At 69.2% G+C, this 25,478-nt stretch carries 20 protein-coding genes; 13 read left to right on the top strand and 7 right to left on the bottom strand.

From position 1 onward, the window contains the following. The first annotated feature begins 15 nt into the window (after positions 1-15). The 4 genes from FHG71_RS16195 to FHG71_RS16210 are packed head-to-tail and all read left to right on the top strand — an operon-like array spanning position 16 to position 4,097. Complete coding sequence (locus FHG71_RS16195; protein WP_246045484.1) at positions 16-1,281, top strand: ABC transporter substrate-binding protein; 1,266 nt, start codon at positions 16-18, stop codon at positions 1,279-1,281. Further along, positions 1,278-2,210, top strand: a complete 933-nt coding sequence (locus FHG71_RS16200) for a carbohydrate ABC transporter permease (protein WP_246045485.1) — start codon at positions 1,278-1,280, stop codon at positions 2,208-2,210. Before FHG71_RS16195 ends, FHG71_RS16200 begins: the two co-directional genes overlap by 4 nt. Then, on the top strand, positions 2,210-3,049 hold the full coding sequence (locus FHG71_RS16205) for a carbohydrate ABC transporter permease (RefSeq protein WP_139082744.1): 840 nt from the start codon (positions 2,210-2,212) through the stop codon (positions 3,047-3,049). Before FHG71_RS16200 ends, FHG71_RS16205 begins: the two co-directional genes overlap by 1 nt. 4 nt (positions 3,050-3,053) lie before the next feature. Then, complete coding sequence (locus FHG71_RS16210; protein ID WP_139082745.1) at positions 3,054-4,097, top strand: ABC transporter ATP-binding protein; 1,044 nt, start codon at positions 3,054-3,056, stop codon at positions 4,095-4,097. A gap of 370 nt (positions 4,098-4,467) precedes the next feature. On the opposite strand, the gene FHG71_RS16215 is transcribed toward FHG71_RS16210, so the two are convergent. Next, positions 4,468-5,493, bottom strand: coding sequence for a substrate-binding domain-containing protein (locus tag FHG71_RS16215; RefSeq protein ID WP_139082746.1), 1,026 nt, complete (start codon positions 5,491-5,493; stop codon positions 4,468-4,470). Positions 5,494-5,653: 160 nt separating this feature from the next. On the opposite strand from FHG71_RS16215, the gene FHG71_RS16220 reads away from it, so the two are divergent. From FHG71_RS16220 to FHG71_RS16255, 8 genes are all read left to right on the top strand, one after another. Beyond that, positions 5,654-6,700: a Gfo/Idh/MocA family protein gene (locus tag FHG71_RS16220; RefSeq protein ID WP_139082747.1), complete on the top strand. Its 1,047-nt coding sequence runs from the start codon at positions 5,654-5,656 to the stop codon at positions 6,698-6,700. Continuing rightward, positions 6,697-7,635: a sugar phosphate isomerase/epimerase family protein gene (locus FHG71_RS16225; RefSeq protein ID WP_139082748.1), complete on the top strand. Its 939-nt coding sequence runs from the start codon at positions 6,697-6,699 to the stop codon at positions 7,633-7,635. The genes FHG71_RS16220 and FHG71_RS16225 overlap by 4 nt, the downstream gene beginning before the upstream one ends. A 92-nt stretch (positions 7,636-7,727) precedes the next feature. Further along, entirely contained in the window at positions 7,728-8,735 is a 1,008-nt protein-coding gene (locus FHG71_RS16230) for a LacI family DNA-binding transcriptional regulator (RefSeq protein ID WP_139082749.1), read from the top strand. Between the two features lie 139 nt (positions 8,736-8,874). After that, entirely contained in the window at positions 8,875-10,107 is a 1,233-nt protein-coding gene (locus FHG71_RS16235; protein WP_139082750.1) for an ABC transporter substrate-binding protein, read from the top strand. A 73-nt stretch (positions 10,108-10,180) separates the two neighbouring features. Beyond that, positions 10,181-11,083, top strand: a complete 903-nt coding sequence (locus FHG71_RS16240; protein WP_139082751.1) for a carbohydrate ABC transporter permease — start codon at positions 10,181-10,183, stop codon at positions 11,081-11,083. Continuing rightward, on the top strand, positions 11,080-11,907 hold the full coding sequence (locus tag FHG71_RS16245) for a carbohydrate ABC transporter permease (protein ID WP_139082752.1): 828 nt from the start codon (positions 11,080-11,082) through the stop codon (positions 11,905-11,907). The genes FHG71_RS16240 and FHG71_RS16245 overlap by 4 nt, the downstream gene beginning before the upstream one ends. Beyond that, positions 11,904-12,968: an ABC transporter ATP-binding protein gene (locus FHG71_RS16250; protein ID WP_139082753.1), complete on the top strand. Its 1,065-nt coding sequence runs from the start codon at positions 11,904-11,906 to the stop codon at positions 12,966-12,968. Before FHG71_RS16245 ends, FHG71_RS16250 begins: the two co-directional genes overlap by 4 nt. A 32-nt stretch (positions 12,969-13,000) precedes the next feature. Next, the gene (locus FHG71_RS16255; RefSeq protein WP_139082754.1) at positions 13,001-14,908 is read left to right on the top strand and encodes a glycoside hydrolase family 127 protein; all 1,908 of its coding nucleotides are present in this window, start codon (positions 13,001-13,003) and stop codon (positions 14,906-14,908) included. A 923-nt stretch (positions 14,909-15,831) separates the two neighbouring features. On the opposite strand, the gene FHG71_RS16260 is transcribed toward FHG71_RS16255, so the two are convergent. Continuing rightward, positions 15,832-17,619, bottom strand: coding sequence for a thiamine pyrophosphate-requiring protein (locus FHG71_RS16260; protein ID WP_139082755.1), 1,788 nt, complete (start codon positions 17,617-17,619; stop codon positions 15,832-15,834). 144 nt (positions 17,620-17,763) lie between these two features. Between FHG71_RS16260 and FHG71_RS16265 the strand changes: the two genes are divergently transcribed. Next, the gene (locus FHG71_RS16265; RefSeq protein ID WP_139082756.1) at positions 17,764-18,351 is read left to right on the top strand and encodes an exopolysaccharide biosynthesis protein; all 588 of its coding nucleotides are present in this window, start codon (positions 17,764-17,766) and stop codon (positions 18,349-18,351) included. 30 nt (positions 18,352-18,381) lie between these two features. Here FHG71_RS16265 and FHG71_RS16270 read toward each other — a convergent pair whose 3' ends face one another. The 5 genes from FHG71_RS16270 to FHG71_RS16290 form a co-directional block, all read right to left on the bottom strand. Next, entirely contained in the window at positions 18,382-20,271 is a 1,890-nt protein-coding gene (locus FHG71_RS16270; protein ID WP_139082757.1) for a YbhB/YbcL family Raf kinase inhibitor-like protein, read from the bottom strand. Between the two features lie 211 nt (positions 20,272-20,482). After that, positions 20,483-22,744 carry a xanthine dehydrogenase family protein molybdopterin-binding subunit gene (locus FHG71_RS16275; RefSeq protein ID WP_139082758.1) on the bottom strand — a complete coding sequence of 754 codons (2,262 nt, stop codon included), beginning with the start codon at positions 22,742-22,744 and terminating at the stop codon, positions 20,483-20,485. A gap of 15 nt (positions 22,745-22,759) precedes the next feature. Then, on the bottom strand, positions 22,760-23,773 hold the full coding sequence (locus FHG71_RS16280; protein ID WP_139082759.1) for an FAD binding domain-containing protein: 1,014 nt from the start codon (positions 23,771-23,773) through the stop codon (positions 22,760-22,762). Then, positions 23,770-24,306 carry a (2Fe-2S)-binding protein gene (locus FHG71_RS16285; RefSeq protein WP_139082760.1) on the bottom strand — a complete coding sequence of 179 codons (537 nt, stop codon included), beginning with the start codon at positions 24,304-24,306 and terminating at the stop codon, positions 23,770-23,772. Before FHG71_RS16285 ends, FHG71_RS16280 begins: the two co-directional genes overlap by 4 nt. Beyond that, complete coding sequence (locus tag FHG71_RS16290) at positions 24,303-25,385, bottom strand: catalase family protein (protein WP_139082761.1); 1,083 nt, start codon at positions 25,383-25,385, stop codon at positions 24,303-24,305. Before FHG71_RS16290 ends, FHG71_RS16285 begins: the two co-directional genes overlap by 4 nt. Between the last annotated feature and the right edge of the window lie 93 nt (positions 25,386-25,478).

The raw sequence follows: 25,478 nt of genomic DNA on the forward strand, positions 1-25,478 counted from the left end.
CCAAGGGAGTTACACATGACGATGCGAACCGGACTGCTTTCCAGCGCCGCGCTGGCGCTCATGACCGGCGGGGCCTGGGCCGCCGACCTGACCCTGGTCGAGGTCATCACCTCGCCCGAGCGGACCGAGATCCTGGAGCAACTGGTCTCCGCTTGGGAGCAGGAGACCGGCCACACGGTCGAGATCGTGAGCCTGCCCTGGGGGCAGGCCTTCGAGACGCTGGCGACCATGGTGGCCGGCGGCGACATCCCCGACGTGGTGGAGATGCCCGACCGCTGGCTCGCGCAGTATTCGGCGGCGGGGCAGCTCGTGGACCTCGGGCCCTATGTGGCCGAGTGGGAGCATGGCGGCACGCTGACCGAGCAGACGGTGCGGATGGGCAGCATGACCGCCGCCCAGAAGCTGGAGCAGATCCCCTATGGGTTCTACCTGCGCGCCATGTTCTACAACAAGGACCTGCTGGAGCAGGCGGGCGTGGCCGAGCCGCCCCGCACCATGGAGGAGTTCGTCGCCGCCGCGAAGGCCGTGAGCGAGATGGAAGGCAAGTCGGGCTACTGCCTGCGGGGTGGTCCCGGCGGCACCAACGGCTGGATGATGTTCGCGGCCGCGATGAACGACAGCCCCGAGTTCTTCACCGAGGACGGCCAGTCCACGATCAACCAGCCCGGCTCGGTCGCGGGGCTCCAGATGCTGATCGACCTTTACACGTCGGGCGCCGCGCCGCGCGACAGCATCAACTGGGGCTTCAACGAGATCGTGGCGGGCTTCTACTCGGGCACCTGCGCTTTCCTCGACCAGGACCCCGACGCGCTGATCGGGATCGCGGACCGGATGGACCCCGAGAGCTTCGCCGTCATGCCCATGCCGGTGGGGCCGGGGGGGCGTGCCTTCCCGACCATCGGCTACGCCGGCTGGTCGATCTTCAACGCGACCGAGTTCCCGGACGAGTCCTGGAGTCTCGTGGCGCACCTGTCCTCGCCCGAGTCCAACTCGGTCTGGGCCCAGCGGGTGGGGGTCATCCCGATCCACCAGGGCGCCGACCAGGACCCGTTCTTCCGGACCGAGCAGTTCGCCGGCTGGTTCGAGGAGCTCAACAACCCCGACACCTACATCCCGCTGTCGATGCCGTCGTACCTCGAAGGCTTCGGCTACTTCGCCGACCAGCTCTCCATCGAGACGGCGCAGCAGGCGCTCTTGGGCGAGATCACGGCGCAGGAGATGGCCGACCAGTGGGCCGAATACCTGACGGCAGAATATGCAAAGTATCAGGAGGCCAATTGAGCGCGGCCCTGGCCGACGCCTCCGGGGAACCCCGGGGGCGATTCGCCCGCGTCTATGGGGCGCTGGTGGTGGAGCCGTGGCTCTACCTCCTGCCCTCGCTCCTGCTGATCGGGCTGGTGATGCTGGTGCCCTTGGCCATCGGCCTCAGCTACTCGTTCCGCGAGTTCAACCTGCTTCGCCCCGGCGCAGCCGAATGGGTGGGGCTGCGCAACTATCGCGACCTGTGGAGCGATCCGCAGTTCTGGCGCGCGCTGCGCAACACGTTGATCTGGACGGGGGCGAGCGTGGTCCTCCAGTTCGCCCTAGGGCTCGGGCTCGCTCTCCTGCTGAACACGCAGTTCCATGGCAAGCGGATCGTACAGGCGCTGGTCTTCCTGCCCTGGGCGGTGCCGACCTTCCTGACCGCGCTCACCTTCTCCTGGCTGCTCAACCCGGTGATCGGGCCCGTGCCCCACTGGCTCTTTGCGCTGGGCCTCATTGAGGAGCCGTACAACATCCTCGGCAACCCCGACACGGCGCTCTGGGGGCCCATCCTCGCGAATGTGTGGTACGGCGTGCCGTTCTTTGCCATCACCCTGCTGGCCGCGTTGTCCGCCATCCCGGGCGAGCTCTATGAGGCCGCCGAGATCGACGGCGCCTCGGCTTGGCAGACGTTCACGAAGATCACTCTACCGTTCCTCGCACCCATGATCGCCATAACGGTGATGCTGAGGGCGATCTGGATCGCCAACTTCGCCGACCTCATCTACGTGATGACCGGCGGCGGTCCCGCCAACTCGACGCAGATCCTGTCGTCCTACATTTTCACCACGGCCTTCCGCCGGCTCGACTTCGGCCACGCGTCGGCCGTGGCGGTCGTCCTGCTTCTTCTTCTCATGGTCTATGCGGCGCTCCTGCTGGTGGTGCGGTCGCGGCTGGTGCGCCACTGATGGCGGCGCTGGGCCGCCCCAACCCGGTCCTCGTGGCGGGCAAGTACCTCGCCGTCGCCGCCTATGTGGCCTTTGCGCTGTTCCCGCTTTACTGGCTCGTGAAAATCGCGGTGACGCCCGACCGGCTGATCTATTCCGAGGGGACGCGCTACTGGCCCTCGACGGCCACCTGGGACAACTTCCGCGCCGTCCTCGCCTCGGATTTCCTCCAGTTCTTCGTGAACTCCGTGATCGTGTCGCTGTCCACGGCGGCGATCACGGCCCTGATCGCGGCGGGGGGCGGCTATGCCTTCTCGCGGTTTCAGTTCCGCGGGAAGCGCTGGGTCGTGGCGTTCCTGCTCCTGACGCAGATGTTCCCGCTCCTGATGATCATCGCGCCGATCTACCGGATCGTCGCTGGGCTTGGACTGCTCAATACGCTCCCAAGCCTGATCGTCGTCTACACGGCGTTCAACATCCCCTTCGCCATCTTCCTGATGCAGTCCTTCTTCGACGGCATACCCAAGGACCTGGAGGAGGCCGCGATGATGGATGGCTGCACGCGAATGCAGGCGTTGCGCAAGGTGATCCTGCCGCTGACGCTGCCGGGCCTGGGGGCCACGCTGGGCTTCGTCTTCACCGCCGCCTGGTCCGAGATCCTGTTCGCGCTGATGCTGATCCGGGACGATGACCGCATGACCTTCCCGGTGGGTCTCCTCAACTTCGTGTCCAAGTTCTCGGTCGACTGGGGGCAGATGATGGCCGCGGGCGTTCTGGCGCTGATCCCGTCCTGCCTCTTCTTCGCATTCATCCAACGCTACCTCGTGCAGGGGCTCACCTCCGGCGCGGTGAAGGGCTAGACACATGGCAAGCATCGAACTGAGCGGCATCGCCAAGGTTTACGGGCACGTCGAGGTTCTCCGCGACGTGGACCTCGTCGTGAACGACGGGGAGTTCGTGGTGCTCGTGGGGCCTTCAGGCTGCGGCAAGTCCACGCTGCTGCGCATGATCGCGGGGCTGGAGCCCATCTCGTCCGGGCAGCTCGCCATCGGAGGGCGTCGGATGAACGAAGTGCCGCCGCGCGCCCGCGACATCGCCATGGTCTTCCAGAGCTACGCGCTCTACCCGCACATGACCGTTGCGCGGAACATGGGCTTTCCCATGGAGATCGCACGTCGGCCCAAGGCGGAGCGTCAAGGGCCAGTCGCGCGGGCGGCCGAGGTGCTGGGCCTGCAGAACCTTCTCGAACGCTATCCGCGCGCGCTGTCCGGCGGTCAGAGGCAGCGTGTCGCGATGGGTCGCGCCATCGTTCGCGCGCCCGCCGCCTTCCTGTTCGACGAGCCCTTATCGAACCTCGACGCTGCGCTGCGGGTCGAGATGCGGCTCGAGATCGCACGGCTGCATCGCCGGCTCGGAACGACAACCGTCTATGTGACCCACGATCAAGTCGAGGCCATGACGCTCGCGGACCGGATCGTGGTGATGAACGCGGGCCAGATCCAGCAGGTGGGCACACCCATGGATTTGTACGAGCGGCCAGCCAACCGCTTCGTGGCGGAGTTCATCGGCTCGCCCGCCATGAACATCATCGAGGGAACCCCAGTGCCCGGCGGCCTCCGCATCGCGGAGGGCATCGTCTGGCCAGCTCCCTCGAATGTGACGGCGCTGGGCGTCCGCCCCGAGAATCTGAGCCTCGCGCCCAGCAGCGTCCCAGGCCTTCCGGCGGAGATCCAGATCGTCGAGCGCCTTGGGTCCGACACCAACCTTTATTGCGAGACGCGGGACAACGGCATCCTGCTGGCACGGGTACATGGCAACCTCGACCTCGGCGTCGGGGCTCGCATCACGCTATGGCCCGACCCATTGCGGTTGCACGCCTTTGACGCGCAGGGGAGGCGCATCGGCTGATATCCGTCTCTCGTTTCGAAGCTCAGTGGCCAGTACCGTATCAGTCAAACGCACTCTCGTGCGGCTTGTCCCAGGCTGAGCCGCCTCGTCCTGCCCCTGCCTGGTCCGAAGCGGCCCGTCTTGAAGCGTGAGGCCCTCGAATGGCTGACACTGAAGTCGGTCCGATAACCATCATGCTGCCGACCCGGGCCGGTGGGGCGGTAGGCCCTGCGCGTCGAGGGTCCTGGGCACGCGTTCAAGCATCCGCCTGGCAGCGGTTGTGAGCCGAGGGACTCCGTAGCCGGCCAAGGCAGGGTCAAGGGCCTACGAGTCTCTTGCTCGACTCGACGGCCCCGCGGCTGGTGCCTTGGCCGCTCGGAGCGCTACACCCTCAAAGGGGTGGCGGCTCCATGCTGGGGCCCGGCTCAAAGCCCATGGGCCAGATGAGACGGCCGGGCTTGAGGCCCGCCGGGCTGGCGAGCACATCCACCACGGAACGGCCCAGGGCGCGGCCGAGCTCGCCCAGGTCGAGCCGGAAGCAGGCGAGGCTCGGCGACAGGAAGCCGAGCTGCGGGTTCTGGCGGAAGCCCACGACCGACAGGTCCGCGCCGGGCCGAAGGCCCGCCCGCTCCAGCGTGCTGTAAAGGCCGATCGCCATCATCTCGTGTCCGAGCATGACCGCCGTCGGCCGCGGGTCCATGGCCAGGATCGCCTGCGCGACCTCGACGCCGCCGTTCTCGCTCGCGCTCGTGCGGAGCACCAGCGCGGGGTCGTCGGGCAGGCCGAGCGCGGCCACCGCGGCGCGATAGCCTCGGAGGTAGAGGTGGGCGAGGTTGGCGTCGCCCTGTGGCACGGCAACGGCGATCCGTCGATGACCCAGCGCGGCGAGCCGCTCCACCGACTCGCGCGCGACCGTCTCGAAGTCGAGGTCGATCCAGGCGTAGTCGCCCGGCGTCTCGCTTCGGCCAAGGGCAACAAACGGCGTGTCGCTCCCCGCGAGGTAGGCGATGCGGGCATCCTGCCTCCGGGTAGCGCTGATGATCAGGGCATCCACGGCGCGACGGGCCACCTGGCGCTCCAAGAAGGCGATGGGGTCGTCGGCCGAGTGGCAGGGCAGAATGACGAGGTCGAGGCCTGCAACCGCTAGCTCTTCCTGCAGCGCGTCCACCAGCCACATGAAAAAGCTATCGCCGCCGAGAGTGCTGGGGTTGCCGGTCTCCATGACGAGGCCCACGGTGCTGGTGCGGCCGTGGCGCAGCGCCCGGCCAGACTGGTTCGGACGGTATCCCATCTCCCGCGCGGCATTGAGAACGCGGTCCCGCGTGGCGGGGTTGACGTCGGGCCGCCCGTTGAGAGCGCGCGACACCGTGCCGATCGACAGCTCCAACCGCCGCGCCAGCGCCCGGATCCCGCTCATCCGCTCTCCTCCTCGGCTGATCCCTTCGAAGATGTTTGACAGCAAGCGCGGCCGAGCGGTAGCGTCGGAAACGTTTACGGTGGTGGTCCGGAGGAGCGGACGCCCCGGCTGGAGGAGAGGGCGTCCCGCTCCGAACGAGGGCGCCCACCGGGAGGAAAAGATGCTGCGTGCCGTGATGGCCGGCTGCGGAGCCATGTCCAACGGATGGCTTCGGGCGATCCGCGAGACACCCGCCTTGGCGGCCGAGGTGGAGGTCGTGGGCCTCGTGGACCTCGACGAAAGCGTGGCCCGGGCGCGGGGGGCGGAGCACGGGCTCGACGTGCCTGTCGGTGCCGACCTCGGGGCGATGATCGACATGGTCCGGCCCGATGCCGTGTTCGATCTCGTGGTCCCCCCCGCCCGCGCGGGCGTCGTGGAGCTGGCGCTGGCCCGCGGCTGCCACGTCCTGTCCGAGAAGCCGCTCGCCACGTCGATGGAGGAGGCGCGCCGTCTCCTCGCCGCGGCCGAACGGGCGGGGCGCATCCATGGGGTGGTACAGAACCGCCGTCACCTGCCCGGCATCCGGCGGGTGCGTGCGCTCTTGGCCTCGGGCGCGTTGGGCGAGCTCACGGCGATTCACTCGGACTTCTTCATAGGCGCCCACTTCGGAGGGTTCCGGGAGGAGATGGACCATGTCCTCCTCCTCGACATGGCGATCCACACCTTCGACCAGGCGCGATTCCTCAGCGGGCTCGACGCGGCGCGGGTCTACTGCAGGGAGACCAACCCGCAGGGATCGTGGTACCGGCACGGCGCGGCCGCCGAAGCGCTGTTCGACATGGAGCGGGGCGTCGCCTTCACCTATCGCGGCTCGTGGGTGGCCGAGGGGGCCAACACCGCCTGGGAAGCGTCCTGGCGGATCGTCGGCACGCGCGGGACCGTGCTCTGGGATGGAAACGAGGGCATCGAGGCGCATCGCGTCGCCGGCGGGGAGGGGTTCTTCCGTCCGCTGGAGGAGGTCCCCGTGCCCGAGACCGATCTTCCTGCCGAAGGTCATGCGGGGGTGATCCTCGACTTTGCCCGGGCGCTGCGCGAGGGGCGCCGTCCCCTTACCGACGCCCGCGACAACATCCGTTCCTTGGCGATGGTTTTCGGCGCGATCCGGAGCGCCGAGGCCGGGGCCCCCATGCCCGTAGAGGGCACCGACCTCGAAAGGACCACCGCATGAGCGACCCCGCCAAGAGCATCCGCATCGGCACGATGGTCTCCGCCTCGGGCGGCGAGGCAGCGGACCGGATCGCGCAGATCGCCCATCTGGGCTTCGAGAGCTTCGAGCCCTTCTTCTGGCAGACCACGAACGGCCAGGACCTGGCGGAGCTGGGAAGGCGCTGCCGAGACGCCGTCGGCGACCGCGATATCACGATCTCGACCCTGGGGATGTTTGGCAACCCGCTGGAGGACCAGCCCCTCGACCGTGACACGCTCCAGGGCTGGAAGGACTGCATCGACAGCGCCCACCACTTCGGAGCGACCTGCGTGGCGGGCTTCACCGGCCGCGTCCGGGGCAAGCCGCTGCCGGAAAGCTTGCCGCGGTACCGCGAGGTCTGGTCGGAGCTCGGGCGGCGGGCGGCGGACAAGGGCGTGCGCATCGCCTTCGAGAACTGCGCGATGGACGGCAACTGGCAGACGGGCGACTGGAACATCGCCCACAATCCCGACGCCTGGGAGCTCCTGTTCAACGAGACGCCCGAGGAGCACTTCGGGCTCGAATGGGAGCCCTGCCACCAGCTCGTCTACCTGATCGATCCCTTGCCCCAGATCCGCAAATGGGCGGACCGGATCTTCCACGTCCACGGCAAGGACGCGACCGTGCGCTGGGATGTGATCCGGGAGCACGGCATCTTCGGCAAGCTGCCCTTCGTGTTCATGCGGACGCCGGGCTTCGGCGACTCGAACTGGAGCGACATCATCAGCGAGCTGCGGCTCGCCGGGTGGTCGGGATCCATCGACATCGAGGGCTGGCACGACCCGGTCTACCGCGGGGAACTGGAGATGACCGGGCAGGTCCGGGCGCTTCGCCATCTCAAGGAGGCCCGGGGGGGCGACTTCGTCGCCGAGGACGGCTCCTATGGCGGCGGCGACCCGTCGCTCCTGGACGGCTAGAGGCAGCTTCCAGCATGCCGCTCGATCTTGGCTTGACAGGTGTCGAGAAAGCGGTTTCCCTGCATGAGAAATCGCTTTCCCAAGGGGCCGCGATGCTTGTCGGAGACCGCATCCGCCTGTCAGACGTGGCTCGCGCCGCCGGGGTGAGCCTCGCCACCGCGTCCAAGGCGCTGAATGGTTCCGGCCGGATGACGGCCGAAACGCGCGAGCGGGTGCGGCAGGCCGCCGAGGCGATGGGCTTCCGTCCCAATGCGATGGCCCGGGCGCTGAGCAGCCAGCGCAGCTTCACCGTCGGGCTCCTGACCAACGACGGCTACGGCCGGTTCAGCATGCCCGTCATGGCCGGGGTGGCCGAGGCGCTGGTGGACCAGGGGGTCTCGGTCTTCATGTGCGGGATCGAGGACGACGCCGCGCTTGGCCGGCTGCACGTCGAGGCGATGCTCGACAAGCAGGTGGACGGGATCATCTGCAGCGGCAAGCGCATCGACCGCCGGCTGCCGGTCGACCTGTCGGACCTGCCCGTCCCGGTTGTCTATGTCTTCACGGATGCGCCGGAGGGCGCGGTGTCGCTGGTTTCGGACGACGCGCAGGGGGCCCGCGAAGCGGCCGAGTGGCTGGCCGGGCTCGGCCGCCGACGACTGGCCCACGTGACGGGGCCGGCAAGCTTCGCCTCGGCGCGCGAAAGGGCGCGGGTATTCCGCGAGGTGACCGGCCCAGATTCGACCGTGCTGCACGGCGCCTGGAGCGAGGCTTGGGGGCACGAGGCGGTGGCCCGCCTCTGGGATGGGTCGGCGCCGCCGCCCGACGGCCTCTTCTGCGGCAACGACCAGATCGCCCGCGGCGCTGTGGACGCCCTGCGCGAACGGGGGGTGGCCGTGCCTGGCGATGTGTCGGTCGTGGGCTTCGACAACTGGGAGATCGTGGCCGCCGCCACGCGTCCCCCGCTGACCAGCATCGACATGAACCTCAAGGATCTGGGGCGGGAGGCGGGCCGCCTGATGCTCGCCCTGTCCGAAGGTCGGGCCGTGGAGCCGGGCGTCCGGCGGCAGCCCTGCCGGCTCGTGGTCCGCCAGTCCTGCGGAGGAGGATCGGCACGCTGAAGGTCCGGGCGCCCCGGCGCCCGGGCGACCTGACGAGATGCCCAGCGGGGGCATGCTGCCACCGCCGGAACCTGCCGAAGGGAGCCAACAAGTCTCCCACGGCCTGAATCGCGGCCCCGGCCGCACCAGGGAGGACCCGATGAAGCTTTCCACCATCCGACTTTGGGCCGGCACGGCGATCGCCGGCATGGCCCTGTCTGGCGCCGCCCTGGCGCAGGAACCCGTCACGCTCGTCATCTGGTCGATCGACGGCGCCCAAGGGCGGCCCGGCCCGACCGACACCTTCTCGCGCGAGTTCGACGAGATGAACGACGACATCGTCGTCGAGTACCGCGCGCTGCAGTTCGACGAGATCGTCAACGAGACTCTGCGGGCCTACGCCTCGGGCAACGCGCCCGACATCGTGAGCTTCGACAATCCCGACTTTGCGCTGTTCTCGTCGCGCGGCGCGATGCTCGACATCACCGACATGGTGGCCGAGTCCGATGCCATCGACCCTGAAAACTACTTCGAGGGGCCGCTCAACTCGGTCATGTGGGAGGGCCGCATGTACGGCATCCCCAAGTACACCGACACCATCGGCGTCTTCTACAACAAGGACCTGCTCGAGGCCGCGGGGGTCGAGCCGCCCCGCACCTGGGCCGAGTTCGAAGCTGCGGCCGAGAAGCTCACCGATCCGGCGGCCGGCGTCTACGGCGCCACCTTCTCCGCGCGCGGCAACGAGGAGGGGACGTTCCAGTTCCTGCCCGTGATCCAGATGTCGGGGGGCGACTACTCCAACGTGAACACGCCCGGCGCGCAGGAGGCGCTGGCGCGCATGAAGCGGATGATCGACAACGGCTGGGCCAGCCAGGACGTCCTCACGCTGGGGCAGTACGACTCCACGGGCACGTTCAATTCGGGCAACGCCGCCATGGCGATCTCGGGCCCCTGGGAGCTCGACCGGATGTCGGAGGACGCGCAGTTCGAGTGGGGGGTGACGCTGCTGCCCACCTTCGAGGAGGGCGGCGCGCGTTCCTCGGCCCTGGGCGGCTTCAACCTCGGGATCATGTCCACCACCGAGCATCCGGAGGAGGCGTTCCGCGCGCTCGAGTACTTCGCCGAGCAGGACGACCGCCTGTTCCCCGAGTTCAACTACCTGCCGGCGCGCAACGACATCGAGCTGCCCTCGTCGGGCAACCCCGCTATCGACGAGGCGCTGGCGGTCTTCCAGGAGCAGCTCCAGTACGCCCAGCCGCGGGGACCGCACCCTGACTGGCAGCAGATCTCCAAGGCCATCTACGACGCCATGCAGGCGGCCCTGACGGGCCAGGCCGAGCCCGAGGCCGCGCTCGCTCAGGCGCAGGCCACCATCGACGGCGTCGTCAACTAGGTCCTTCGCATCCCCGATGAACGGCACCGGCCCCCGCGGGCCGGTCCCTCCACCCTCTGAAGGGAGGCGCGCCATGCGTCGCATCGTTTCAAGCCTCGTGGACGGCAGAGGCTTCGACATTCTCCTCGTGGGGGTGACGATGCTCTTCCTCCTCGTGATGGCGGGCCTGCCGCTCGTCTACAACGTCCTGATGAGCTTCCAGCAGGTGGACATGTTCACCCTGGGCGCCTGGGTCAGGCCCTGGGCGGGCTGGGACAACTACCGCGCGGTCCTCTCGCAGCCCGAGTTCCCCCTGGTGATGCGCAACACGGCCGTCTTCGTCTTCGGCTCGATCGCGGGGCAGTTCGTGCTGGGCTTCGCCTTCGCGCTGTTCTTCATGCTGCGCTTTCCCTTCGCCGCCACGATCCGCGGCCTGTTCCTCGTGTCCTGGGTCATGCCGGGTCTCGTGGTCGGCGCGATCTGGAGCTGGATGCTGGCCGGCGACTACGGGGTGGTGAACGCCATCCTGTCCGGGATGGGCCTAGTCGACCGTCCGCTCTTCTGGAAGTCCGACCCCGGACTCTCGATCTGGGCGGTCACCGTCGCCAACATCTGGCTGGGCCTCGCCTTCAACATGCTGCTCCTGTCGGTGGGGCTCGCGGCGATCCCGAGGGACCTCTATGAGGCGGCCGAGCTCGATGGCGCCGGCGCGGCCCAGCGCTTCGCCACGATCACCCTGCCGATGATGCGGTCCACCATCGGGGCGGTGCTGGCCCTGGGGCTTATCTACACGCTCCAGCAGTTCGACCTTTTCCCGGCGATCACCGAGGGCGGCCCCGCCAACTCCTCCAACGTGGCGCAGTACTGGGCTTGGCAGTGGTCCTTCCAGGTGTTCGACTTCGCCAAGGGGGCCACGGTGTCGGTCATGATGCTGGCCTTCGTGCTGGTGGCGGCCGCCGCCTACGTCTGGTCCACCCGGAGCGAGGTGCGCGGATGACCCGCCTGCGCTTCCCCTGGCTCTTCCTGTCGGTCGCGCTGCTCCTCGCCGCGGCCTACCTCTTCCCGCTCTACTGGATGTACGTCACGAGCCTGAAGGGCGCGTCCGAGATCTTCGCCAACCCGCCCACCTTCTGGCCCCGCGACCCCGATCCCGCCATCTACCCCGAGACCTGGATCCGCCGGACGATGCCGGTGTTCCTCTGGAACTCGGTCGTGATCGCCGCGGGCGTGACCGCGCTGACCGTGCTCCTGGGGACGGGCTGCGCTTATGTCCTCGCGCGGTACCGGTCGGGCTGGATCGACGTGGCGCTGTTCGTGATCCTGATGCTCCAGGTCCTGCCGGCCTCGGTCATGATCACGCCGCTCTACGTGGGCTTCAACCAGATCGGCCTGCTCGACACGCCGCGGCTCGCGGTGATCCTGGCGGCCGCCGCCAAGGCCGTGCCGTTCTACATCGTCCTCGTCCGGGCCACCTTCATGAACGTGCCCCGCGAGCTCGAGGAGGCGGCGCTCGTGGACGGCAACTCGCGCTGGGGGGCCTTCTTCTTCATCGTCCTGCCGCTCGCCCGCAACGGCATCCTGGTGCTCGCCATCCTGACCTTCATGACGGCCTTCGGTGAGTACATCTACTCGCGCTCCATCATCACCGAGCCCCGCTACCAGCCGGCGAGCGTGGGCCTCTCGGGCTTCCTCGGCCCCAACTCGACCCAGTGGAACGGCATCATGGCCTATTCGGCCATCTACGTGACGCCGATCCTGGTCCTTTTCGTGATCCTCCAGCGCCGGATCGTCTCCGGCCTCACCGCGGGAGCCCTCAAGTGACGCCCCAGATCGAGATTTCCGGCGTCGACAAGCATTACGGCGCCTACCACGCGCTCAAGGACATCAACCTGACGATCCCGAAGGGTCGCTTCGTGGCGCTCGTCGGGCCTTCGGGCTGCGGCAAGTCCACGCTCCTGCGGTCCATCGCGGGGCTCGAGACGATCAGCTCGGGCACGATGCGCATCGCCGGCGAAAGCATGGCCGGCGTGCCGCCGCGCCGGCGCGACGTGGCGATGGTGTTCCAATCCTACGCGCTCTACCCGCACATGACGGTGCTGGGGAACCTGACCTACTCGCTCCGCTTCAAGCAGGTCGCCAAGGCCGAGGCGCGCCGGCGCGCCGACGAGGTGGCGAGCACCATCGGCCTCACGCAGCTCCTGCATCGCTACCCGCGTGAGCTGTCGGGCGGGCAGCGCCAGCGCGTCGCCATGGGCCGGGCGATCATCCGCGAGCCCAAGGCCTTCCTCTTCGACGAGCCGCTCTCGAACCTCGACGCGGCGCTGCGCGTCCACATGCGGATGGAGATCCGCGCCCTCCACGACCGGCTCAACGCCACCTCGGTCTACGTCACCCACGACCAGATCGAGGCCATGACGATGGCCGACCACGTGGTGGTCATGCGCGACGGCCGGATCGAGCAGCAGGGCGAGCCGCTCGAGCTCTACGACCGCCCCGCCAACCGCTTCGTCGCAGGCTTCATCGGCTCGCCTGCCATGAACTTCGTCGAGGGAACGGTGGAGCCCGACGGCGCCTCCGTTCGGCTCGGCCTGCCTGGCGGGCCGGTGCTGCCGCTCGGCCGGCGGGCCGAGCCGGGGCGCCCCGTGACGGTCGGCCTCCGGCCGGAGCACCTCCGGGTGGACCCCGCGGGCGCCCAGATGCGACTGACCGTCCGAGCCGTCGAGTCGACCGGATCGATGACCTACACGACCACAGAGAGCGAGCCCGAGCTGATGCTCGTGGCCCAGGGTCGCGGGGGGCTCGGGCCCGGCGACGCGGCTCCGCTCTGCATCGATCCCGGCAACATCCACCTCTTCGACCGCGAGACGGGCCTGACCCTCTGACCGCGGCCGCGCCCCTGCCTGCGAGGACCCCCATGCGCACCTATTCGTCCGTTCCCTTCAGCCGGGTTTCCGTCACCGGCCCGTTCTGGCACGAGCGGCTCGAGACCGTGCTGACCCGCACGATTCCGAGCCAGCTACGGATGCTCGAGAAGTGGGACATCCGGGAGTCGATCAGGCTGCCCCAGCCCGTTCCGCCCCTCACGCAGCCGCGCGGGCCCAACGGCTTCACCGTGCAGGTCTTCTGGGACAGCGACATCGGCAAGTGGATCGAGGCCGCCGCCTACGCCCTGTCCCACCGCCGCGACGAGGAGGTGGAGCGCGAGATCGAGTCGATGATCGACGACCTCGAACGCGCGCAGGCGCCCGACGGCTACCTCAACTGCTGGTATCTCGAGCGCGAGCCCGAGAACCGCTGGACCAACCTCCGCGACAACCACGAGCTCTACAACGCCGGGCACCTGCTCGAAGGGGCGGTCGCCTATTTCCACGCCACGGGGCGCGACCGGTTCCTGCGGATCATGGAGCGCTTCGTCGACCATATCGCCGCCACCTTCGGCAGCGGGCCCGGCCAGAAGCGCGGCTATCCCGGCCACCAGGAGCTGGAGCTCGCGCTCATCCGCGCCTGGCACGCCACGGGGCAGCGCAAGTACCTCGACCTCGCCACCTACTTCATCGACGAGCGCGGCACGCGGCCCGGGGGCGTCCACTACTTCGACGAGGAGGCGCGTGCCCGCGGCGAGGACCCGAAGGACTACTGGTTCGCCGACTCGGGCTACGAGTACAGCCAGGCCCACCTGCCGGTGCGGGAGCAGACCAAGGTCGTGGGTCACGCGGTCCGCGCCATGTACATGTACGCCGCCATGGCCGACCTCGCGGCCGAGCACGACGACGCGGCCCTCAAGGCCGCCTGCGAGGCGCTCTGGCGGGACGTCACCGAGCGTCGGATGTACGTCACCGGCGGTTTCGGACCGTCCGAGCGCAACGAGGGCTTCACCCGCGACTACGACCTGCCCAACGACACCGCCTATGCCGAGACCTGCGCCAGCGTCGCCATGATCTTCTGGGCCGCGCGGATGCTGAACCTCGATCTCGACGGGCACTACGCCGACATGCTCGAGCTCGCGCTCTACAACAACGCGCTGGCCGGGCTGTCGCTGGACGGCGAGCACTACTTCTACGACAACAAGCTGGAAAGCGACGGCAGCCACACGCGCTGGGCCTGGCATCGCTGCCCCTGCTGCACGATGAACGTCTCGCGCCTCGTGGCCTCGGTGGGCGGCTACGTCTACGGGCTGGCCGATACGGAGGTGGCGGTCCACCTCTACGGCGGCTCCGGGACGACGCTGCCCGTCGCGGGTGGCCAGGTGACGCTGCGCGAGACGTCGAACTACCCCTGGGACGGCCGCATCCGGGTGGAGGTCGCGCCGGAGGGCGCCGGCCGCTTCACCCTGTCGCTCCGCATCCCGGGCTGGTGCCAGGGCGCGGCCGCCCGGGTCAACGGCGACGCGGTGCCTGTCGTCCCCGAGCGTGGCTACCTCCGGATCACCCGCGCCTGGGCGCCGGGCGACGTGGTGGAACTCGACCTTCCGATGCCGGCCGAGCGGCTCCACGCCCATCCCGACGTGCGTCAGGACGCAGGCCGCGTGGCGCTACGGCGCGGGCCGCTCGTCTACTGCGTCGAGGAACGGGACCAAGACGTGCCGCTGCACCGGCTCCGTCTGGACGACGGGGCACCCCTCTTGGCGCGGCATGAGCCGGCCCTGCTGGGCGGCATCACCGTTATCGAGGGCACCGCCCGGGCCGCGGAGGCTAAGGCCTGGGGTTCGGCCCTCTACAGAACGGAGCCCGCGCCCGAGCGTCCGGCGACGCTGATCGGGGTGCCGTACTACGCCTGGGCGAACCGCGGTCCGAATCCGATGCAGGTATGGCTGCGACAATAGAACGGAGGCCCATGCCCGGGAGCCGTATTTATCCGGCTGAACATGCATTCCGCGTCGCCAAGGAGAGCGGGTTCTGTGAGGTTCCCTCCGACGGCTCCGGATATCGTGGGCTGATAAAGGCCAGCCGGTACCGCGGTTCATGTCCGGCGAAGTGGCGCCAGGACGATGGCAGGCCGGGGACGATGTCCAACCCGCTATCGGGCCGCGCCGGTGGGCGAGCGCGGCCCGGCGCAACTCCCGTTCGTCGGCTTTGGCCAAAAGCAGCGTCTCCTGGGGGTCCTCTAGTGCTCGACCCGAGGCAGACCCGTCGCTGAGGCATCCCGCGGCCACACATCGTCAGCGGGACGCGTCAGTCCGATGAGGCGCTGCCCTCGCGGGAGAAGGTGGCGTCCCTCGGGCCCGTCGCCAGAGCCGGCGGGCGAATCGGCGTCCTGCTGGACGGCGGTTGCGGCGGATGCAAGTGGGACTGGGGGGTCCGTGCCGATGCTCTGTTGCAGGATCCAGTTGCGTGGTTCTTCCGGCACATGATTGCGATTGGCGCAGCGACCGATGAGACGGGCAGCGCGAGGATGAGCGATGATCTGGCGGTTCCGGTTCTGAAGGGCCGAGGTCAGTGCCGGGACGTGCCCGGCCTCCACATCGTCGAGGCGACAGAACCGGGTGGCACCGGAGTGTCGGGGACGATGCCCGCGGTTCTGGCGATCCGTGCTCGCCTGCCGTCACCTTGCCTGGGGGCAGGCTGCAATCGGCGGACTGACAGTTCCGTTCGCGGCGCGACTTTGAGGTTCAAAGGCTTATCTCGAGGAGCGGAATCGTCGGTAAACGATCAGAACGCTCCTCCGCTACCACCAATTCCTGACAGATTGGCGATCCGGCCAAGTCTCGTCGCGGAGGCGGCCCGGGATCCGGGATGGCCGGGCCATTCACCTTCTGCGTGGCCAAAGGCTGTCCGCCAGTTGCCGGGCCGTCTGCCTCAGGACGCCGCGCGCCTCGGGGTCGCCCGCGACCATGGAGCCCAGGAAGCCGCGCGCCTGCTTGAACGTGATGTGCGGCGGCAGGGGCGGCACGTCGGGGTCGGTCACCATGTCGAGCACGAAGGGCCGGTCGGCCGCGAGCGCCTCCTCCCAGGCGGGACCGACCTCGGCGGGGTCCTCGACCCGCCGGCCGCCCAGGCCGATGAGCTTGGCGAACTCGGCGTAGGGTACGTCGGGGAGGTCCTGGCTGCCCTCCCACTTGGGGTCGCCCGCCTGGATGCGCTCCTCCCAGGTGACGTAAGCCAGGTCACGGTTGTTCAGGACCATGACCACGAGGCGCGGATCGGTCCAGCGGCGCCAGTACTTGGCCGCCGTGATGAGTTCGGTGAGGCCGTTCATCTGCATGGCCCCGTCCCCCACGAGAGCGATGGCCGGGCGGTCGGGATGCGCGAACTTGGCGGCGATGGCGTAGGGCACGGCGCAGCCCATGGTGGCGAGCGTGCCGGAGACGGAGCCCATGTTCCCGCGTCTGAACCGGAGGTTCCGGGCGTACCAGACCGTCGTCGTGCCACTGTCTGCCGTGACCACGGCGTTCCCGGGCAGCCGCTCGGACAGCTCGTGGGCGACGCGCTGGGGGTTGATGGGGTTGGCCTCGGCCATGGCCATGGACTCCGCCTGATCCCAGGACTCGGTGGCCGCCACCTCGATCCGCTGGCGCCAACTCCGGTCCGCCTTGGGCGTCAGCAGGCGGAGGAGCGCGCGCAGGGTCGCGGCGGAGTCGCCGACCAGGTTGGCTTCCATTGGGTAGCGCAGGCCCAGCATTCCGGGATCGACGTCGATCTGGACGCCTCGCGCCTGGCCCAAGGGCGGCAGGAACTCGGTGTAGGGGAAGCCCGAGCCCACCATGAGGAGCGTGTCGCAGCCCTGCATGAGATCCCAGCTCGCCTTGGTGCCCAAGAGCCCGATGGAGCCCGTGCAGAAGGGCAGGTCGTCGGGCAGGACGGCCTTGCCGAGGAGCGCCTTGGCCACGCCCGCGCCCAGCCGGTCGGCCACGGCGATGACCTCGTCCGTCGCGCCCAGGGCGCCGGCGCCCACCAGCATCGCGACCCGCTGGCCCGCGTTCAGGATCTCGGCGGCGCGGATCAGCGGGGCGGAGTCCGGGACGATGGGGGCCAAGTCGATGCCCACGCCCGAATGCGTCATGCCATGCTCGCGCGAGGGCTCCTCCATGTTGGCCATCTGCACGTCGTTGGGCAGGATCACGCAGGTGACGCGCCGCTCGGCCTTGGCGATGCGGTAGGCGCGGTCGATCAGGTGCGGCACCTGCGCCGGGGTGAAGGCGGTCTCGATGTAGGCCCCGGCCACGTCCTTGAACAAGGACTGGAGGTCGAGGTCCTGCTGGTAGTGCGAGCCCAGGGCGGTGCGGGCCTGCTGGCCCACCAGCGCCAGCACCGGCTGGTGGTCGAGCCGGGCATCGTAGAGGCCGTTCAGGAGATGGACCGCGCCGGGGCCGGACGTCGCCATGCACACGCCGACCTCGCCCGTGAACTTGGCGGTGCCGCAGGCCATGAGCGCCGCCATCTCCTCGTGCCGGACCTGCACGAAGTCAATCGCGCCCTCCGTGCGGGCCAGCGCCCCCACAAGGCCGCCGATCCCGTCGCCCGGGTAGCCGAAGACCCGCCGCACGCCCCAGGCCCGAAGGCGCTCCCAGATGAAATCCCCGACGGTCTGGGCCATGTGGTTCTCCCCTCTGCCGGGGTCATAACGCGGACCGGAGGGGAGGGTTCACCGGGCGGGGGCGACCGGCCGTCCTCGGAAGAGGGAACACCACTTGGGCCATCGGGTTGGCGCGGCAGCGCGACACGATCAGAGGACGAAGCCTTGGCCGACGAGAAGGGAGTGGAGCAGGCCCTCGACCGCCTGCACGAGACGGGAGAGGACAAGGACAAGGTGTCCGTGGGTGACGTCGTGGAGGCGCTGGGGGACCGGGGCTACGGGCCGCTCCTGTTCGTTCCGGCGCTGATCGAGATCTCGCCCATCGGCGGCATCCCGGCCGTCCCGTCGATCCTGGCGCTCATCATCGCGCTCTTTGCCGTGCAGATCGCCTTGGGGCGAGAGAAGATGTGGCTGCCGGGGTTCCTGCGGAACCTGTCCGTCACGGGGGACCGGATGAAGCGGGCGACGGACAAGCTGCAGCCCGTCGCCCGCTGGCTCGACCGCTGGTTCCACGGGCGGCTGGAGTGGCTCGCCTCCGACAAGGTGCTGCGCGTCGCCGCCGTCCTGATCGTCTTTCTGTGCCTGAGCGTGCCGCCCCTGGAGCTGCTGCCCTTCGCCAGCACCGCGCCGATGGCGGCCATCGCGAGCTTCGGGCTGGCGATGACGCTGCGGGACGGTCTGCTCATGGCCTTGGGCTTCGCGCTGTCGCTGGCGACGGTGGCCGTCGGGTTCGGGCTGATCGGCGGGGGCTGAGGCTGGCCCCCGCCGTGGTATGTGGCCGGTTCAGTCGCGCCCGTAGGTCCCCACCGTCTCCCCGACCGACAGGACGTGGCCCTCCATCGCGTCCAGCACCTCGGTCCGGCTCGCGCCGTGGGGCAGGTCGAGCGTGGTGTCGAGCGCGAAAACCTGCACGTGGTAGGCGTGCGGCGGGTCGCCCACGGGTGGGTTCGGGCCTGTGTAACCCACCGAGCCCTGGTCGTTGCGGCCCTGAAGCACGCCTTCGGGTTGCGCCAGGCGCTCCGAGGCGGGGACGCCTTCGGGAAGGTCGGTGACGTCTGCGGGGATGTTGTAGGCGATCCAATGGACGAAGGGGGGCTCCTCGGCGGCGTCCGGATCCTCCATGAGCAGCACGAAGGACTGCGTGCCGTCCGGACCCTCGGCCCAGTCGAGCGGGGGCGAGATGTTCTCGCCCTGCCGGGCGTGGCGGGTCGGGATGGTCCCGCCGTCCTCGAAGGCGGGCGAGACGACGTCGATGGGGCCGCCCTGCGACGCGACCTCCTGGCTAGCCAGCGTCTCGGGGCCCGGCTCGGGCGGGGTCGGGGCAGGGGCCCCAGTGGCGAGCCCGACCTCGGCCCCCGAGACGTTCGTCGGCTCCAGCGTGGCGCCCTGCGCCTCGGCCGCGTCGCCCTCGGCGCCGGTATAGACGATGCGGTAGATCACGCCACCCGTGTCGTCCGACAGGTAGAGCGCCCCGTCCGGCCCCTGTGCAAGGCCCGCGAGCCGCCCCATCTGGCCCCAACCCGAAGGGCTCTCGGCGTCCTCCATCAGGAAGCCCGTGATGAACGGCTCGATGCCCACCGGCTCGCCGTTCTCGAAGTCGATGCGGACGACCTCGTAGCCCGAGGGCGGGTTGCGGTTCCACGAGCCGCGCATGGGCAGGAAGGCGTCGCCCCGGTAGTCCTCGGGGAAGGCCTCGCCCGTGTAGAAGGCCATCTGCATGGGCGAGGCGTGGGGCGTCCAGAAGCCCTCGGGGTCAGTGCTTTGGGCGGCCCAGTCCTCGATGGTCAGGCCGTTCGCGGGGTAGTCCTGCGGGTTGAGGCGGTCGTCGGCGTAGACATAGGGCCAGCCGTACTGCGCGCCCTCGACGATGAGGTTGATCTCCTCGGGCTGCTCGTTGTCGCCCAGCCAGTCGATGCCCATGTCCATGGACCACAGCGCGCCCGTTCCGGGCTCGAAGGCGTAGCCGATCGTGTTGCGAAGGCCCGAAGCGAAGATAGTCTCGCCCGTGCCGTCAGGCCGGAAGCGCAACATCGTGGCGTGGCGGGGGTCGGACTCGGCGCAGGCGTTGCAGGTCGAGCCCACGGAGACGTAAAGATTGCCGTCCGGTCCCCGCACCACCATGCGGTTCGGGTGCTGGCCCGCGGCCGGAAGCCCTTGCACGATGCGCTCAAGCTCGCCAAACGTGCCGTCCGCGGCGCGCGTCGTGCGGTAGATGTCCTCGACGGTGATCAGGTAGACCGTGTCGCCGTCGATCTCGATGCCGTGCATCTGGGGCCGGGTGGCCACCACTTCGCGCACCTCGGCCTCGCCGTTCCCGTCGGCGTCGCGCAGCATCACCACGTCACCCACGTCGCGGCGGGTGACATAGACGGTGCCGTCGTCAGCCACCCGGATCATGCGCGGGTTGACGAGGTCGCGGGCGAAGACCGAGATCTCGAACCCGTCAGGGAGGGCGAGGCTGTCCACACGCTCGTCGGTCGCCTCGATCTGCAAGGGCTCGACCACATGGCCCACGACGGTGACGGCGGCGTTCTTGGGGTCCTCGAGCTGATCGGCGATCAGGGGCACTTCGGCCTGCGGGAGACGTGACGCGGTATCGTCGTCCTGCGCCAAGGCCAGAGGGGCCAGCCAACAGGTCGAGAGGGCGAGTGCGGTGGTCATCAGGGGGCGCATGGCTGGTCCTCCTTGGCGCTGCGGCTCGGGTCCGACCACGGCCGCCGGGTGATCAGGTCTCGGTCGTCGTTGTCCGCAGAGGAGGTCGGGGGAAACCCTTCCGGGGCTCGCGGCTGACCCCGGCGGACGATGGGCGAGACCGCCGGGTTTCGGCCGGCATTTCCTTGGCTGATTGCCATGAGTCGCCCACAGTATGGCTTTCTTGGAAGGCTCAGGCGATCAGCTTGTCGATGGTGATGGGCAAACTGCGGTGGCGCTGGCCGGTGGCGTGGAAGATGGCATTGGCGATGGCGCCCGCCACGCTGATGATGCCGATCTCGCCCAGGCCCTTGACGCCCAAGGGGGTCACCTCGGGGTCGGGCTCGTCCACGAAGATGACCTCGATGTCCTGGACGTCGGCGTGCGCGGGGATGTGGTACTCGGCGTAATTGTGGTTCATCCAGCGGCCGAGGCGCAGGTCCGCCAGCGTCTCCTCGTGGAGCGCCATGCCGATGCCCATGACGACGCCGCCCAGGATCTGGCTGCGCGCGGTCTTGGGGTTGATGATGCGGCCGGCCGCGATGGCGCTGACCACGCGCGTCACGCGGACTTGGCCGAGTTCCTCGTCCACGCGCACCTCGACGAAGACGGCGCTGTGGGTCTTGCGCGACTTCCGGGCCTGGCTCACGAGGCCGCTCAACCCCGTCGAGGCGGTCTCCTCCACCTCGATCCTGTCGATCGTGGCGGCCTGCATGACCTCGGTGATGGCGACCGAGCGGCCGGGTTCGGACTTCAGCGCCATGCGCCCGTCGGCGAAGGTGAGGTCGTCCACCGAGGACGCGGCGGCGAGGGGCTGGCCTTCGACCTTGGCGGCGGCCTTGAGGAGCTTCTCGCCCACGGCTCGGCAGGCGACCTGCACGGCCGCGCCCGTCGAGGCCGCGGCCCAGGAGCCTCCTTCGACCGGCGCGGTGGGCAGGCGGCTGTCGCCGAGCCGGCTCGTGATCCGCTCGGGCGCGATGCCCAGCGTGTCGGCGGCGACCAGCGTCATCACCGTGTAGGTGCCGGTGCCGATGTCGGCAGTGGCCGAGGCGACCTCCAGATGGCCGTCCGCCGTCAGCGTGGCGCGGGCCGAGGTCTTGGAGAACTGCGCGTCCCAGACGCCGGTCGCCACGCCCCAGCCGATCAGCTCGCGCCCGTCGCGCATGGAGCGCGGCTCGAAGGAGCGGCGGTCCCATCCGAAGGCGGCCGCGCCTTCGCGGTAGGCCTCGCGCAGCGCCTTGGAGGTGAAGGGCTGGCGGTTCATCGCGTCGATGTCCGAGTAGTTGATCTGCCGGAACTCCAGCGGGTCCACCTTGGCCTTGTAGGCCATCTCGTCCATCGCGATCTCGAACAGCGTCATGCCCGTGGCCGCGCCCGGCGCGCGCATGTCGGCGGAGGTATAGGTGTCGCGCGGGGCCACCGTGTACGCGCCGCTCATATTGGGGCAGGCGTAGTTGATCATGCCCCAGGTCACAACGTCCTCCATGTTGTTCTCGAACCGCGAGGTCGAGGTGGTCGCGTCGTTGATCATCGAGGTGAGCTTGCCCGTCCTCTCGGCTCCGAGCTTGATCGAGTAGATGGCCTGCGGGCGGTGGGCGTGGGTGAACATCTGCTGGCGCGTCATCACCACGCGCACCGACCGTTCCAGCTTCTTGGCTGCCAGCACCGCGAGCTGGACCTGGTACTGTGGCCGGAGGCCCGAGCCGAAGGCGCCGCCCACATAGGCGTTGATGACCTGCACGTCCTCCTGACGGAAGCCGAAGGCGGAGGCGATGTAGCTCTGGACGCCCTGCGCGCCCTGGCATTTGTCGTAGACTGTGATCGTGCCGTCCCCGTGCCAATGGACGGTGGAGGCGTGCATCTCCATCGGGTTGTGATGCTCGGTGGCGAGGCGGTACTCGCCCTCGTGGCGCAGGTCGGCCTCGGCATAGGCCTTGTCGGCGTCGCCGTGGGACTTGGGGGCGTGGAAGCTCTTGCGCTTGTAGGTGGGCAGGGTCTTCTCGGCCAGCGACAGGTCGAAGTCGACGTTGTGCGGCTCCTCCTCGTAGGACACGTCCACGAGGGAGGCGGCGAACCGCGCGGCCTCGAACGTCTCGGCGAGGACCAGCGCCACGGGCTGGCCGCTGAACTGGATGCGGTCGTCCCCCAATGCGCGGAATGGGTCGCCGGGGATGGCGAGCTCGTCCTTCCACTTGCTGTCGCGCCAGGCCTCGCTTGGCCGGTTCATGTGCGTCAGCACCTCGACGACGCCGGGCACCGCGCGCGCCGCGCCGTCCGCGATGGCGGTGATGCGGCCCTTGGCGATCCGGCCCGAGACGATCACGCCGTAGAGCACGTCGGGCACCGCGTATTCGGCGGCGTAGTGGGCCTGGCCCGTGACCTTGTCCACGCCGTCCACGCGGCTGAGGGGGGTGCCGATGCCGACCTTGATGGGCTCGTGGCGGGTGTCGGGCATGATGTCCGCTCCTTCTCAGGCGATGCGCTTGTCGGTCTGCGACTGCGGCGTTCCCGCCGTCGCCTGTTCGAGGGCGCGCAGGATGGCCTTGCGCGCCATGGGCACCTTGAAGTCATTGCCGCCCTGGCCGCGCGCGCCCTCCAGCAGCGCATCGGCCGCCGCCCCGAAGGCCTCGCGGCCGGGCTCCTGGCCTCTCAGCAGGTCCTCCGCCTCGGGCCGTCGCCACGGCTTGTGGGCGACGCCGCCCAGCGCGATCCGCACCTCTGCGATGCGCTCGCCCTCAAGCCGCATCGCCACCGCGACCGAGACGAGCGCGAAGGCATAGGACAGGCGCTCGCGGAGCTTCAAATACGTGAAGTTGGTCGGGAAGCTCTCGGGCGGCAGGTCGATGGCAGTGACCAGTTCACCGGGCTCCAGCGTGGTGTCGCGCCAGGGCTCGTCGCCGGGAAGGCGGTGGTAATCCGCGAAGGCGATGACACGGTCGCCCCCGGGGCCGGTCACGCGCACCTCGGCCTTGAGCGCCGCCAGAGCGACGGCCATGTCCGAGGGATGTGTGGCGATGCACTGATGGCTTGTCCCAAGGATCGCGTGGATGCGGCTGACGCCGCCGATCGCCGCGCAGCCCTGGCCGGGCTCGCGCTTGTTGCAGGGGGTGGCCACGTCGTAGAAGTAGTAGCAGCGCGTGCGCTGGTTGATGTTGCCGCCGTTCGTGGCCGCGTTTCGGAGCTGTGCCGTCGCCCCCGCCAGAAGCGCCGAGGACAGGAGCGGATAGCGCGCCTGCACCCGTTGGTCGTAGGCCGTCTCGGTGTTGGTCGCGAGCGCGCCGAGGCGCAGGCCGCCCTGCGCGGTATCCTCGATGCCAGTTAGAGGTAGGCGGGCGATGTCCACCACGCGGGTCGGGCGCGCGACATTCTCCTTGAGAAGGTCCACGAGGTTCGTGCCGCCAGCGAGGTAGGCCACCTCCTCGCCCGCGCCCTCGCGCAGCGCCTCGGCCAAATCCGTGGGGCGGGCGTAGTCGAAGCGGATCATTCCCAGCCCTCCTGGCCCATGACCTCAAGTATCGCGTCGGCTATGTTGGTATAGGCCCCGCAGCGGCAGAGGTTCCCGCTCATCTGCTCGCGGATTTCCTCGCGGGTATGGGCGTGGCCCTCGCGGATCAGCCCCTCGGCCGAGCAGATCTGCCCCGGCGTGCAGTAGCCGCACTGGAAGGCGTCATGCTCGATGAATGCCGCTTGGAGAGGGTGGAGGTTCCCCGGCTGACCCAGCCCTTCGATGGTGGTGATCTCGCAGCCGTCGAGCGTCACCGCGAGCTTGAGGCAGGCGTTCATGCGCGTGCCGTCGATCAGCACGGTGCAGGACCCGCACTGCCCGTGGTCGCAGCCCTTCTTCGTCCCCGTGAGGTGCAGCCCTTCGCGCAGCAGGTCGAGGAGCGTGACCCAGGGCTCCAAGTCCAGCGCCTGCGCCTCGCCGTTGATGGTGAGCCGGACGGGGACGGTGCCTATGGGCCGCGAGGCAAGCGCAAGGCCGGGGTCGTTCGAAAGGCTCAGGGCCGCCTGGCTCATGCCGGGATCTCCTCGATGCGGGTGGGGCTGGCTTCGGGAACGCCGTTGTCGCGATGGCGGAGGTCGGACAGCGCCTTGTAGACCTGCAGCCGCGCCCGCATGACCGAACCCAGCGGGCGATGCGCCGCCAGCGAATGCGAGGGCCGGAAGGTCAGCTCCTCGTCGAAGTAGCGCACGCGGGCGTCGGAATAGGCGTCCTGCCGGGGCAGGGTGATCGTCGCCACTGTGCGGTACTGGCTGTCATCCTCGGGCCACTCGACCGAGGCGTCCTCGATGGGCTGGGTCTCGGCGTTGGCCCAAAGCTGGGCGCGAAGCTCGAAGACCGCATCGTGGGCGCGAAAGAAGGCCACAGTCGCGATGCGGAAGCCGTCCTCGTCCTGGTGCGGGTTGAGCCGCCAGTCGCGCAGGGCGTCCTGCGGGGCCGAGGCGGGAAAGGCGCCGATCTTTGCGACGTGCTCGCCCCAGCGCAGGGGCGTCTGGCTGAAGTAGGCATTGATGAGGGGGTGGTCGTAGGGATGGCCGAAGAACTCGGCCTTGGCGCTGGAGGTCCCGACTGTCTGTAGCACGCGATTCAAGTTTCGCGCGACCGAGGATACTGCACTTTTCGCGAGTTCCGGCATCCCGGCCGAGCCGCTGATGACGGTGCCGTCGCGCAGGAAGCCTTTGGCGGTGCCGGAGGGGAACGTGGTCCCTGTCGCCAGCACGAAGTCCTGCACGGGCGTATCATGGCCGGGCAGGCGCTCGCCCGCGGCCCCAAAGACCTTGATCGATAGGCCGCGATGGGTGGACACCCGGTCGCCCAGCGTCTCGCCCGGCCCCTGGGCGAAGCGCACGCCGACCGGAAAGGTCCCGCCTTTGGCGAACATCCCCTGCGCCAGTTCGGCGGGCAAGTCGTCCGGTACCTCCAGCGTGCCGATCGCGCAGGCCGTGCTCTTGGCGTGGCTCGCGCGGACGGCGTGGTGCTCGCGCGCCTCGACCGTCTCCACCTGCGTGGTCATGCCCTCGATGATGCCATCGATGGTGGCCTGCTCGTCGGGCTCGGGCTGCTCGATTTCGGGGGCATAGCGCAGGTATGGCATAGGAACCTCATGAAGCTGGCGGAGGAGGACGGCTGCGCCGGGACAAGGGACGCCGTTCCGAGAGCCCCGGTCCACGCGTCGAACGTTCCCAAG

The sequence above is a fragment of the Rubellimicrobium roseum genome (assembly GCF_006152145.1).
In the GTDB taxonomy this organism is placed as follows: domain Bacteria; phylum Pseudomonadota; class Alphaproteobacteria; order Rhodobacterales; family Rhodobacteraceae; genus Rubellimicrobium; species Rubellimicrobium roseum.

Excerpts from the sequence above, each read along its gene's own strand:
- FHG71_RS16290 (WP_139082761.1), bottom strand. The coding sequence starts at position 25,385 with ATGCCATACCTGCGCTATGCCCCCGAAATCGAGCAGCCCGAGCCCGAC.
- FHG71_RS16195 (WP_246045484.1), top strand. The coding sequence starts at position 16 with ATGACGATGCGAACCGGACTGCTTTCCAGCGCCGCGCTGGCGCTCATG.
- FHG71_RS16275 (WP_139082758.1), bottom strand. The coding sequence starts at position 22,744 with ATGCCCGACACCCGCCACGAGCCCATCAAGGTCGGCATCGGCACCCCC.
- FHG71_RS16215 (WP_139082746.1), bottom strand. The coding sequence starts at position 5,493 with ATGAGCGGGATCCGGGCGCTGGCGCGGCGGTTGGAGCTGTCGATCGGC.
- FHG71_RS16255 (WP_139082754.1), top strand. The coding sequence starts at position 13,001 with ATGCGCACCTATTCGTCCGTTCCCTTCAGCCGGGTTTCCGTCACCGGC.
- FHG71_RS16260 (WP_139082755.1), bottom strand. The coding sequence starts at position 17,619 with ATGGCCCAGACCGTCGGGGATTTCATCTGGGAGCGCCTTCGGGCCTGG.
- FHG71_RS16230 (WP_139082749.1), top strand. The coding sequence starts at position 7,728 with ATGCTTGTCGGAGACCGCATCCGCCTGTCAGACGTGGCTCGCGCCGCC.
- FHG71_RS16245 (WP_139082752.1), top strand. The coding sequence starts at position 11,080 with ATGACCCGCCTGCGCTTCCCCTGGCTCTTCCTGTCGGTCGCGCTGCTC.
- FHG71_RS16205 (WP_139082744.1), top strand. The coding sequence starts at position 2,210 with ATGGCGGCGCTGGGCCGCCCCAACCCGGTCCTCGTGGCGGGCAAGTAC.
- FHG71_RS16270 (WP_139082757.1), bottom strand. The coding sequence starts at position 20,271 with ATGCGCCCCCTGATGACCACCGCACTCGCCCTCTCGACCTGTTGGCTG.
- FHG71_RS16285 (WP_139082760.1), bottom strand. The coding sequence starts at position 24,306 with ATGAGCCAGGCGGCCCTGAGCCTTTCGAACGACCCCGGCCTTGCGCTT.
- FHG71_RS16240 (WP_139082751.1), top strand. The coding sequence starts at position 10,181 with ATGCGTCGCATCGTTTCAAGCCTCGTGGACGGCAGAGGCTTCGACATT.
- FHG71_RS16280 (WP_139082759.1), bottom strand. The coding sequence starts at position 23,773 with ATGATCCGCTTCGACTACGCCCGCCCCACGGATTTGGCCGAGGCGCTG.
- FHG71_RS16210 (WP_139082745.1), top strand. The coding sequence starts at position 3,054 with ATGGCAAGCATCGAACTGAGCGGCATCGCCAAGGTTTACGGGCACGTC.
- FHG71_RS16225 (WP_139082748.1), top strand. The coding sequence starts at position 6,697 with ATGAGCGACCCCGCCAAGAGCATCCGCATCGGCACGATGGTCTCCGCC.
- FHG71_RS16220 (WP_139082747.1), top strand. The coding sequence starts at position 5,654 with ATGCTGCGTGCCGTGATGGCCGGCTGCGGAGCCATGTCCAACGGATGG.
- FHG71_RS16235 (WP_139082750.1), top strand. The coding sequence starts at position 8,875 with ATGAAGCTTTCCACCATCCGACTTTGGGCCGGCACGGCGATCGCCGGC.